Source organism: Actinoplanes sp. NPDC051859 (assembly GCF_044452725.1).
Classification (GTDB): Bacteria; Actinomycetota; Actinomycetes; order Mycobacteriales; family Micromonosporaceae; genus Actinoplanes.
The window spans coordinates 103514-115656 of record NZ_JBITBX010000006.1; the positions used below are offsets into that span (position 1 = coordinate 103514).

Consider the following 12143-nt stretch of genomic DNA (forward strand, 5'->3'; position numbering starts at 1 on the left):
GGTTGGTGATGCGGCCGGCTCGATCAGTCCCGCCGCGGCGGGCGGAATCTAATCGATGACCCTGGTCCGGCACCACCCCGATAGTCCCTCAGGCGCTCGATGTGGCCAACCTCATCGCCGATGGTCATCGATCCACGCCGCCCGTAGGGTGCTCGGCGTTCGCCGAGTACAAGGCGTGGCTGAGGAGTGTTCCCGTTCGCCGACATGGGGGAATTGCGATGATGAGACCGTCGAAATACGTTGCTGGCCGATCGCGGTACGGTCCGGGTACGGCGCGGTGGCGCCGCTCCTTCTCGGGGTTCGCGATCCTGGCGCTCGCCGGGTCGCTGCTGGCACCGCCGTCGCCGGCATCGGCCGCGGAATCGTTCGAGGACTCCGACCGCGCCGCCGCGGTCTATGCACTGCAGACCGGTGGTCCCTCGGTGCAGCGGGCGGCGGCGACGGCGCTGCGGGGTTCCGAGGACACTGTCCGGGACTTCATCGACACCGGTTGGCCCGCCGCGCGCGAGGCTGACGAGCGAGCCGCAGCACAGGTACTGGCCGGTATGGACGGTCCGGCCATGCGTGCGGCCGCATTGCAGGCGCTCGCGAAGTCGCCGGCTGACGTCCGGGCGTTCATCAAGGGCGGTTTCGACGCGTCCTGGGACGCTGACGAGCGCGTTCGGGCGTACCGGTTGATGGAGACCGGCGGGCCGACGGTGAAGGCTGCGGCGCAGAAGGCGCTCGACGGCACCGAACAGGACCTGAACGATTTCCTCTCCTCCGGGCGGCAGGCGGCGGAGCACGCCGACGATCGGCTCTCGGCGACCCGGATGCTCACCGGCGGCCCCAACAACAGCGGACCGGTGCTCCATGCGGCAGCCCAGAAGGCGCTTGCCGGCACCGCCGAGGACTTGCGCGAGTTTCTGAAGTCGGGACAATACGTCGCCCGTGCCAGGGACAAGGAGCTGGCTTCGGTCAAGAGCCTGACCGAGCAGGCACGGCAGGCGAGCGAGACGACGGCGCGGGAATCTCTGGCGGCCTCCCAGGCGTCGACGAGGGCGGCGAACGCGGCTGAGGAGGCGAAGAAGTACGCGCAGGTGGCTGCCGCCGAGGCGCGGGCCGCTGGTGGTTCCGCAGCGAAGGCGGATGCCGCCGCCGGGCGCGCAGCCGATGCCGCCAAGGGTGCCGCCGACGCCGCCCGCGACGCCATCGGCGCGTCGAACGCCGCAATGCGGGCAGCAAGCATCGCCTCGGACGCCGCAAGCAAGGCAACGGCTGCTGCGTCGCTGACCGCTCAGGCGGCCTCGCGGGCACAGCAGGCCGCGGCCGCGGCCCGGCGGAACAAGAACGACGCTGCCGCGGCGCGGCAGGCCGCCGAGTTGGCACGCGATGCGGCGGCCAAGGCGCGCGAGCTGGAGCAAATTCGAACCCAGTACAGCCGGGCGATCACGGAGGCCGAGGCGGCCGGTCAGGCAGCCAAGCGGGCCAGCAGCAACGCCGACGCGGCTGCGGCTGCGGCCGACGACGCGGGAGCCCAAGCCGGCGTCTCGGAGCAGCAGGCGCAGCGGGCACGTGCCGCTGCCGAACAAGCCCGTGCGCAGGCCGCGGCAGCGGCTCGGGCCGCAGACCGCGCACTGCGGCTGGCGAAAGCCGCCGCCAAGGCCGCCGACCAGGCCCTCGAGTACGCGAAGCAGGCGGCCGACCATGCCGACCGGGCTGCGGCTGCGGCGATCGCGGCGGCCAACGCGGCCGGAAACGCCGCCACCGCGGCCGTCGAGGCCAAAAAGCACGCCGATGCGGCGGTTGCTGCGGCGAACACTGCGGTCAATGCGGCGACGCTGGCCGCCGAAGTGGAGAAACTGGCTCGCCAGGACGACGCGGACCGGTTGGAAGACGCGACTGCCCAGGGAGTCCTGGCTGCACAGGAGGCCTTGGCCGAGGAGAACGACGCGAAGGCGGTGGCGGGCGAGCTCGCCTCCTGGAACCGCAAACTGGCCTGGGACACGGCCGAGGAGGACCGCGTCGAAGCTTCCACCCGGACCCTGCTGAACGATGCGACAGCGCCGGGAGCATCCGCCGAGCAGGTCCTGGACCGTGGCCGACGTGCCGCCTTGGCCCTGCGGGCCACCGGCGGCGAGTGGTCCAAGGCCGCCGCCGACGAAGCGCTCGCCGGTGACGAGATTCAGCTGCGGTCGTGGTTGATCACGGACCGCAAGGTCGCCGCCGCGCAGGACGACCGGGCGCGCGTGTGGCACCTGGTCGACACGTTGCCGGACGGTACCGAGAAGAAGGCGGCGCAGACTGCGCTCGCCGGAGACGACGCGGCGGTACAGCAGTTCCTGCGAACCCGTAACTATTCCGGCAAGGTGGCCGCCGATCGGCGTGCGGCCTACGCGGTCCTGCAGGATGCGGGGCCGACCGTGAAGGCCGCCGGCGAGAAGGCTCTCGCCGGGACTCCCTCGGACGTTCACGCGTTTTTGCGCTCCGGGCAGCACGCGGCTCGTACCGCTGATGAGCGGCTCGAGGTCTACCGGATCATGGAGACCGGTGGTCCCGAGGTCAAGGCAGCCGGGACGGTCGCTCTCGCCGGTCCGGCGTCGTACATCTCGTATTTCCTCGCCGCCGGCCGGCACCAGGCTCAGCAGCGGGACGAGGAGCAGGCAGCCCACGTCGCATCGGTGCAGGCCTTGATCGCCAGGGCCCAGCAGTACGCGCAGGATGCCCTCGCGGATGCCGCTAAGGCCGGGGAATCGGCGCTGCTGGCGGCAAACAAGGCGGCCGAGGCAGCCAAGTACGCCCAGCAGGCGCAGAACTCCGCGGCGGAAGCCCGCGAGTCGGCTGCGGCGGCTCAGGCCTCTGCCGAAAGTGCCAAGAAGTCGGCGGATCAGGCGGCGAAATCCGCGGAGACGGCGCGCAACGCCGCCAACTCCGCTCAGGCGAGCGCGAACAGCGCGGCCAGGTCGGCCGCCACCGCCACCGCCGCCTCGCGCAGGGCACGTCTCGAGGCGGAGGTCGCGTTCGAGGCCAAGCGGCAGGCTCGCGCAGACGCTCGCGCCGCGGGCCGGGATGCCGCGGCGGCCAACGCGGCAGCGACCGAGGCAGGGCAGATTTACCTCGATGCACTCAAGAAGTTCGAGATCGAACAGCGCAATACCGCCCCAGGGAGCGGGACCGGTGGCAAAGGCACGGCCATGGAGCAGCACAAGACGTGGGGCTGCCTGACCGACTTCGACGTGTCGGAGCAGTGCGTCAGCGTCTACAAGGAGTTCGCCGGGGCGTTGGTGAACCAGGCCAAGTGCAGCTCGCCGGCGAACAAGGACTCCGCCGGTTGCACCATGCTGCAGGACCTCAAGGACTTCGCGAAGAAGAATCCCGACGTCCTCATGGACATGTTGCAGTTCGTCCTGGGTGGGTGCGGCCTCATCCCCGGGGCCGGTGAGGTATGCGACGGAATCGACGCGGCCATCTCCTTCAAACGAGGCGACTGGGCCGGTGGGCTGCTCTCCCTGGGCGCCATGATCCCCGGAGCGGGCAGCCTCTCCCGGGGCGCGAAGACGGCTCGGGACGCCGACAAGCTGCGGACCATCAAGAATGTTGTCGAAGACCTGGCCAAGGGCTGCAAACGCACCAGTAGCTTCGTGCCCGGCACCAAGGTGCTGCTGGCCGGCGGCCGGTACGAGAGGATCGAAGACGTCGAGATCGGCGACTCGGTCGTCGCAACCGACCCGGCCACCAACACGACCGTGGCCAAGCCAGTGAAGGCCACGATCACCACTTTTGGCGCCAAGGAGCTCGTCGACCTCACGATCGACGTGGACGGGCGTGCCGGTACCAAGACCGCTACCGTGAGGTCCACCTACAACCACCCGTTCTGGGTATGGGACACCGCTTCATGGGTGCCGGCGCAGAACCTCAAGGCCGGGCAGTTCCTCCGTACTCCCAGCGCGAAGCGTGTCCGGATCGAGAAGGTCGTCCCCCGCGCAGTGCGGACGCGGGTGCACAACCTCACGATCAGGGATGTCCCCACCTACTACGTCGCTGCCGGTAGAACGCCGCTCTTGGTGCACAACTGCGGGCCTGGCAGGGAGCTGATCGACGGTAACGCCCAGTTCCACATCATCTCCGGCAACCTGACGGGAGGTGGGCACAAGTGGCCGGGCCAGCCCGAAAAGACCCTGTTCCCGTTGGACTGGGACACGGACAAGATTCTGGACACCGTTGCCGAGGTGGCGACCAACCCGTCCAGCAACTGGCAATGGACCAAGGGTGCCCAAGGATCCACGCACACCCGCGCAGGGGAGCCCGCACGGGTGAAGATCACGAACATGGTGGAGGGCATCAAGATCTGTGCCATCTTCGAACCGGTGAGCGATCGCATCATCTCCGGATACCCGTGTAAGTAGGAGCGTTCCCTTGGACTTCCGGCAGGCACAGGCCGACATTCTTGCGGTCCTGCGCGACTCTCCGATCGTGCGCGACTCCGTCGTGGCCAACGTTCGCGAGTTCGTGCAGGTCGGCGAGATCGGACATGCTTTCGACACGTTGTGCTCGTGGCTGTACGAGGACGAGCTGCCTATCTCGCGTGCGCTGTACCAGCGGTTGAGCACGTTGTCGGCGCAGCTCGAGATGCCGGAACCGATGGATCGTCTGGACGAACTGATCCGCGACTGAGTGCGAAGAAAGGGGCCGCCGGTTGGCGGTCCCTTTCTCGTGCGGAAGGTCCGCGATCAGGCGTCGTTGCGCAAGACGAGGATGGCGATGTCGTCGCGCGGTTCTTCGACCGAGAAGTTGATCGTCGTGGACCGCAGCCGGGCGGCGATCACTTCGGCCGGGTAGCCGGCCAACGGCGCCGCTGCGTCGCGGAGGCGGGTCGTGCCGAACAGCTCCCGGCCGCGCCGGCGCTCGGTCACGCCGTCGGTGTAGAAGATGAGCGAGTCGCCCGGGTGCAGGGCTATCGCCGCATCCGGACTGGCGATTGTTTCCAGCAGCCCCAGTGCTGTGCCGCCCTCGCCCACGAAGGTCGCCTTGCCGTCCGCCCGGACCAGCACCGCGCGGTCGTGGCCGGCCAGGTGCAGGCAGACGTCGAGGTCCGTGCCGTTGCGGGTCACCGAGGCCATCGCCAACGTGCAGTAGCGGCCACCGCCCCGCTGGACCAGGGTGCGGTTGACCCGGTGCAGGACTTCCTTCATCGGCTTGCCGTCGTCGACCAGGATCCGGATGACGTCGCGGACCAGCCCGGTCACCGTGGCCGCCTGCACCCCCTTGCCGGAGACGTCGCCGACCACCACGATCCAGCCCTCGTCGTTGGGTACGACGTCGTAGAAGTCGCCGCCGACCTCGGAGCCGGTCGGGACGTACTCGGCGGCGAAGCCCACACCGGTCACGTGCGGGAGGGCGGGCGGCAGGAGCGAGGCCTGCAGCGTACGGGCCACCCGCCGCCGTTCGTCGTGGATGCGCGCATTGTCGATGGCCAGCGCTGCCCGGCGGGCCACGTCCTCAAGGACGGCCACCTCGTCCACGTCGTGCCGGTGCTTGAGGTGCCGGCCGACAGCGAGGGTGCCGAGGCGCTGCCCGCGGGCCACCAACGGCACCGCGAAGCCCTCGGAGGGGGAGCCGAACATGACCTGCTGACCGAGCCGGGAGGCCTCTTCGAGCCGGGCCAGGATGGAGTCGGGACCGGTCTCGGACAGGGTGCCGTACAGCTGGGAGACGGCCGCCTCGTCGGCGTGGGTCGCCGCGGACAGCTGGAGCCGCCCCCAGGTGTCCGTGGTGTGCACCGCGCACCACTGGCCCAGCCGCGGTACGACGAGTTGCGGGATCAGCGCCATGGTCAGGTTGACGTCGAGCGACTGGGCGAGGAGTTCGCTCGCCTCGGCCAGGAACGTCAGCCAGGTCTGCCGGCGCAGGTCGGTACGCCGCAGCCGGTCGTTTTCGAGGTGCAGCGAGAGCCGTTCGGCGACGATCGCGGCGAGCGGTTGCGCGTAGCCGTCCGGGGAGGCGTCCAACTCGAGCTCGCCCACGTACGGTCGCTGCACGGCGAGGGGCACCCGGATGGTCGCGGAGTCCGTGCGCGGGGTGCGGCCGTGCCGGGCCAGCAGTTGCCGACCGCCGCCGTCGCCGCGGTCGAGCCGGAGGATGCCGCCGGTCGCGCCGGTGAGTCGGGCGAGTCGGGCGAGCAGGTCGGCGGCGAAGTCGGCGAGCGCCTCGTCGGTGTGCCGCTCGGGATCCGCCTGCAGCAGGGCGGTGAGTTCGCCGACGCTGGGAGCTGCTTCGCCTTCGGTTACCGGCAGCGCGGCGGCGGCCGGTGTGGTGTGGATTTCCAGGCGGAACCAGACGCCCTTGCCGGAGCCTTCGTGCACGGTGCCCCAGCGGCTGGCGAAGTGGTCCACGAGTAACAGTCCGCGGCCACGCTCGGCGACCTCGCCGATGTCGGATTTATCATTTCTTGGACCGACTGCCAGTTCTTCGACCGGTCCGGGCGCGAAGTCGGTGACCGTCACCGTGAGTCCGCTCGGGTCGGCGGAGACCTCGATGTCGAGCTCGGTGCCGGCGTGCACCACGGCGTTGGTGGACAGCTCCGTGGTCAGCAGCAACGCCTCGTTGATCAGCGCATCCAGCCCGGTTTCCTCCAGCACGGAGCGCACCAGCGCGCGGGCCGCAGCGGGCGTCCGCCGGTCGTTGGGCAGCCGCACCCGCCGTACGAGCGCGCCCGCCGCGCCTCCTGCCTCCACCGACACGCATGCATCCTCTCCTGTTGATGGCGATATGCACAAAGCCATCACTCGCAATGACCCGGCCGGGCGAGAGATGATGGAACGCCCCCGGCCGGTGGACAGCGAGTGAGGACAGCATGACTGCGGCGAATGAGGTCGGCGTCGGCGTGACCGACGAGACTGCCCTGCTCGGTGAGGTCGCCGAGGCCCTGCGTCGGGTTCGGCGCGGCGATCTCAAGGTGCGCCTGGCCCGGCGCGGCGGCTCGTTCGGCGAGCTGGTGGACGCGTTCAACGAGGTCGTTTCCCTGCAAGAGCGACAAAATCTGGATCTTCGGCGGATCAGCCGGACGGTCGGCCGGGAGGGGCGGTTGACCGATCGCCTCGACGAGGAAGGCCTCGACGGCGCGTGGGCCGACTCCGTGCGCTCGGTCAATGCTCTCATCGACGACCTGGGCCGGCCGACCACGGAGATCTCCCGGGTCATCGTTGCCGTGGCGGAGGGTGACCTCTCGCAGCACATGGCTTTGGAGATGGATGGGCGACCCCTGCGGGGTGAATTCCTGCGGATCGGCCGCACGGTGAACACGATGGTGGACCAGTTGTCGTCGTTCGCCAGCGAGGTGACCCGGGTGGCCCGCGAGGTGGGCACCGAGGGTGAGCTGGGCGGCCAGGCGGACGTCCGCGGCGTCGCCGGCACCTGGAAGGACCTCACCGACTCGGTGAACACGATGGCGTCGAACCTGACCCACCAGGTGCGGTCCATCTCCCAGGTGGCGACGGCGATGGCCCGCGGCGACCTGTCGCAGAAGATCACCGTCTCGGCCAAGGGCGAGGTGGCCGAGCTGGCCGACACGATGAACGGCGTGACGGACACGCTGCGGCTGTTCGCCGAGCAGGTGACCCGGGTGGCCCGCGAGGTGGGCACCGAGGGCAAGCTGGGCGGCCAGGCGGACGTGCCGAACGTGGCGGGCACCTGGAAGGACCTCACCGACTCGGTGAACTCGATGGCGTCCAACCTGACCAGTCAGGTCCGCAACATCGCCCAGGTGTCGACGGCGGTGGCGAAGGGCGACCTGTCGCAGAAGATCACGGTGGCCGCGCAGGGCGAGATCCTGGAGCTGAAGGACACCGTCAACACCATGGTGGACCAGCTCTCGTCGTTCGCGGACGAGGTGACCCGCGTGGCCCGCGAGGTGGGCACGGAAGGCCGGCTGGGTGGTCAGGCCCAGGTCCGAGGCGTTTCGGGTACGTGGCGCGACCTCACCGAGAACGTCAACCAGCTCGCCGCCAACCTGACCGACCAGGTGCGGAACATCTCGCAGGTGTCGACGGCGGTGGCGAAGGGCGACCTGTCGCAGAAGATCACGGTCGACGCGCGCGGCGAGATCGCGCAGCTCAAGAACACGATGAACACCATGGTGGACCAGCTCTCGTCGTTCGCCGACGAGGTCACCCGAGTCGCCCGCGAGGTCGGCTCGGAAGGCAAGCTGGGCGGCCAAGCCCAGGTCAAGGGCGTTTCGGGTACGTGGCGAGACCTCACCGACAACGTCAACTACATGGCCTCCAACCTGACCAGCCAGGTCCGCAACATCGCCTCCGTCACCACCGCGGTGGCCCTCGGTGACCTGTCCCAGAAGATCACCGTCGACGCCCGGGGCGAGATCCTGGAGCTGAAGTCGACGGTGAACACGATGGTGGACCAGCTGTCGTCGTTCGCCGACGAGGTCACCCGGGTGGCCCGCGAGGTGGGCACCGAGGGCAAGCTCGGCGGTCAGGCGCAGGTGCGCGGCGTCGCCGGCACGTGGCGCGACCTGACCGACAACGTCAACTCGATGGCGTCGAACCTGACCGCCCAGGTTCGCAACATCGCCCAGGTCTCCACCGCCGTTGCCCGCGGTGACCTGTCGCAGAAGATCACCGTCGACGCCCAGGGCGAGATCCTGGAGCTGAAGTCGACCGTGAACACCATGGTGGATCAGCTCTCGTCGTTCGCCGACGAGGTCACCCGAGTGGCCCGCGAGGTCGGCTCGGAGGGCAAGCTCGGCGGTCAGGCCCAGGTGCGCGGCGTGGCGGGTACGTGGCGTGACCTGACCGACAACGTCAACTACATGGCATCCAACCTGACCGCCCAGGTCCGCAACATCGCCTCGGTCACCACCGCGGTGGCGAAGGGTGACCTGTCGCAGAAGATCACCGTCGACGCCCGGGGCGAGATCCTGGAGCTGAAGGACACCGTCAACACCATGGTGGACCAGCTCTCGTCGTTCGCGACCGAGGTCACCCGGGTCGGCCGCGAGGTCGGCATCGAGGGCAAGCTGGGCGGCCAGGCCCAGGTCAAGGGCGTTTCGGGTACGTGGCGAGACCTCACCGACAACGTCAACCAGCTCGCCTCCACGCTCACCACCCAGCTCCGCGCCATCGCCGAGGTGTCCACGTCGGTGACCCGCGGCGACCTCACTCAGCGCGTCGCCGTCGAGGCCCAGGGCGAGGTGGCGGAGCTCAAAGACAACATCAACCAGATGATCGTGACCCTGCGCGAGACCACCAAGGCGAACGCCGAGCAGGGCTGGCTGGACTCCAACCTGGCCCGGATCGGTGGCCTGCTGCAGGGCCAGCGCGACCTCGGCGAGGTCTGCCGCATGATCATGACCGAGGTGACCCCGCTGGTCGACGCCCAGCTCGGCGCGTTCTTCCTGGTCGACAACGAGGAAGCGGTCATGCGCCTACGCCTCGCCGCCTCGTACGGCTACGTCGCCCGCAACCACGAGGTGACGTTCGGCCCCGGCGAAGGCCTGGTCGGCCAGGCGGCGGTCTCCCGGCGCACCATCCGGGTCCGCGCCACCCACGACGGGGCGTTGACCATGCGCTCCGGCCTGATGTCGATGCCGCCCGGCGACCTCGTCGTGCTGCCGGTGCTGTTCGAGGGCGAGATGCTCGGCGTCATCGAGTTCGCGTCCGTTGCCGCGTTCAGCGGACTCCACCTGACCTTCCTCGAACGACTGGTCGCCACGATCGGCATCGCGCTCAACACCATCCAGGCCAACCGGCGTACGGAAGAACTGCTCGCCCAGTCGCAGCGCCTCGCGCGCGAAATGCAGGACCAGTCGGCGGAGTTGCAGCGCACCAACGCCGAGCTGGAGGACAAGGCGCAGCTGCTCAGCGAGCAGAAGGGCAACATCGAGACGAAGAACCGGGAGATCGAGCTGGCCCGGCTGGGGCTGGAGGAGAAGGCGCAGCAGCTGTCCCGGGCCTCGGCGTACAAGACGGAGTTCCTGGCGAACATGAGCCACGAGCTGCGGACGCCGCTGAACTCGCTGCTGCTGCTGGCCCGGCTGCTCGCCGAGAACTCGGACAAGAACCTGACCGACAAGCAGATCGAGTTCGCCCGGACGATCCACAGCGCCGGCTCGGACCTGCTGTCGCTGATCGACGACATCCTGGACCTCAGCAAGATCGAGGCGGGCCGGATGGACGTCGAGCCCGATCAGGTCGAGTTCGAGGAGGTGCGCGGTTACGTCGAGCAGGCGTTCCGGCCACAGGCGGACGAGAAGGGCCTGGAGTTCCGAGTCGACGTCTCACCCGAGCTGCCCCGGTCGATCGTCACCGACGCGCAGCGCCTCCAGCAGATCCTGCGCAACCTGCTCTCCAACGCGGTCAAGTTCACCGACACCGGCTCGGTCACGCTGAGCATTTTCCCGGCTGCCCCGGACAGCGAGTTCGACATCCCGTCGCTGTCCGCGGCCAACCAGGTGGTGGCGCTCGCGGTGACCGACACCGGCATCGGCATCTCGGACGAGAAGCTCAGCCTGATCTTCGAGGCGTTCCAGCAGGCGGACGGCACGACCAGCCGCAAGTACGGCGGCACCGGCCTGGGCTTGTCGATCAGCCGGGAGTTCGCTGCCCTGCTCGGCGGCACCATCGTGGTCGCCTCGGCGCCGGGGGAGGGCTCGACGTTCACCCTCTACATGCCGGACGCGCTGGTCCCCGACTCGGTGCAGTTGCCGATGCCGCCGCTGCCGGTGGAGGCGGCGCTTCCGGCGCTTCCCGCGCGTCCGGCGCTCAACTCGCTGGACCTCCCGCTGCTGACGACGCAGGTCGAGGAGCCGCACTCGGTGACGCCGGCGAGCCGCCAGCTCGACGGTGCCACGGTGCTCATCGTCGACGACGATGTCCGTAACGTGTTCGCCCTGACCAGCGCCCTGGAGATGCACGGCCTGCACGTCCTCTATTCGGACAACGGCGTCGACGGGGTGCGGCTGCTGGCCGAGCATCCCGAGGTCGACATCGTGCTGATGGACGCGATGATGCCGGACCAGGACGGCTACGAGACCACCCGCGGAATCCGCCGCAATCAGCGTTTCCAGGACCTACCGGTAGTGTTCCTCACGGCAAAGGCGATGCCCGGCGACCGCGAGTCGGCTCTGGCCGCGGGCGCGAGCGACTACATCACCAAGCCGGTGGACCTGGACCGGCTGATCGAGCTGATGGCCCGCTGGGTGAACGCGTCCGACAGCTCCGGAACGGAGAGTGAGCGTGGCTGACCGAGCGAAGGCCCTCCTGGTCGACGACCGGCGCGACAACCTGCTGGCCCTGGAGGCCATCCTCCAGGGCCTGCCCGTGCAGGCCGTGGCGGTGGAGAGCGGGGAGGCAGCCCTCAAGCAGCTCCTCACCGATGACTTCGCGGTCATCCTGCTCGACGCCCAGATGCCCAACATGGACGGCTTCGAGACGGCCAGCCACATCAAGCGCCGCGAGCGGACCCGACACGTCCCGATCCTGTTTCTCACCGCGGCGGACCGGGACGCCCAGCTGGCGTTGCGTGGCTACGCGGTCGGCGCGGTGGACTACCTGACCAAGCCCTTCGACCCGTGGGTGCTCCGGGCCAAGGTGTCGATCTTCGTCGAGTTGTGGACCAAGACGCAGCAGCTCAAGGCCCAGGCCGATACCGCCCGCGAGCGCGACGCCCAGTGGCAGCGGCTGACCGACCTGGTGGACGAAGCGGCCCGCAAACTGCGCGCGGGCGCCCCGGAAGCCCCCGCCGAAGCGCTGGAGCTGCTGGAGAAGGCGCGCTGGGGAAATTAGGAAGCGGTCGAGGAAATCATCAATGCGGACCGCAGCCCGGTGATGTCCAGAACCCGCATCAGGAAGTCGCCCACGTTGGTGAGGGACAGGACCGCACGGGCGTGCTGTGCCTTGCGGCTGAGCACCACCAGCGTGCCGAGGCCCTGGGAGTCGCAGAAGGTCACGCCGGCCATGTCCAGCTCGATGCGGGCCGGTGGCTCCTGGAGGACCTCGTTCACCATCGCCGACAGCTTCGCCACGGTGAGCACGTCGATCTCCCCGGCGAGATGGAACACGACCTCGTCGGGGGCGCTCTCAAGCGTGATGGACAGCTCGGGTCGCTCCACCACGTCACCCTATCGCGGGTGGTCGAATCCGGCCTGTCCG

6 protein-coding genes are annotated in these 12143 nt (G+C 69.2%); 4 read left to right on the top strand and 2 right to left on the bottom strand.

Translation table 11 applies throughout. The annotated features are described in order from the left end of the window. Positions 1-218: 218 nt before the first annotated feature. On the top strand, positions 219-4385 hold the full coding sequence (locus ACIA1L_RS17225) for a polymorphic toxin-type HINT domain-containing protein (protein ID WP_396073697.1): 4167 nt from the start codon (positions 219-221) through the stop codon (positions 4383-4385). Between the two features lie 10 nt (positions 4386-4395). Next, positions 4396-4653, top strand: a complete 258-nt coding sequence (locus ACIA1L_RS17230; RefSeq protein ID WP_396073698.1) for a MafI family immunity protein — start codon at positions 4396-4398, stop codon at positions 4651-4653. A gap of 56 nt (positions 4654-4709) precedes the next feature. On the opposite strand, the gene ACIA1L_RS17235 is transcribed toward ACIA1L_RS17230, so the two are convergent. Continuing rightward, positions 4710-6719 carry a SpoIIE family protein phosphatase gene (locus ACIA1L_RS17235; RefSeq protein ID WP_396073699.1) on the bottom strand — a complete coding sequence of 670 codons (2010 nt, stop codon included), beginning with the start codon at positions 6717-6719 and terminating at the stop codon, positions 4710-4712. Between the two features lie 113 nt (positions 6720-6832). On the opposite strand from ACIA1L_RS17235, the gene ACIA1L_RS17240 reads away from it, so the two are divergent. Both ACIA1L_RS17240 and ACIA1L_RS17245 read left to right on the top strand, forming a co-directional pair. Then, on the top strand, positions 6833-11236 hold the full coding sequence (locus tag ACIA1L_RS17240) for a HAMP domain-containing protein (RefSeq protein WP_396073700.1): 4404 nt from the start codon (positions 6833-6835) through the stop codon (positions 11234-11236). Beyond that, entirely contained in the window at positions 11229-11777 is a 549-nt protein-coding gene (locus ACIA1L_RS17245) for a two-component system response regulator (RefSeq protein WP_396073701.1), read from the top strand. Before ACIA1L_RS17240 ends, ACIA1L_RS17245 begins: the two co-directional genes overlap by 8 nt. Here the strand turns inward: ACIA1L_RS17245 and ACIA1L_RS17250 are convergent. Next, positions 11774-12103 carry an STAS domain-containing protein gene (locus tag ACIA1L_RS17250; protein ID WP_396073702.1) on the bottom strand — a complete coding sequence of 110 codons (330 nt, stop codon included), beginning with the start codon at positions 12101-12103 and terminating at the stop codon, positions 11774-11776. The two genes, ACIA1L_RS17245 and ACIA1L_RS17250, sit on opposite strands and share 4 nt — an antisense overlap. Between the last annotated feature and the right edge of the window lie 40 nt (positions 12104-12143).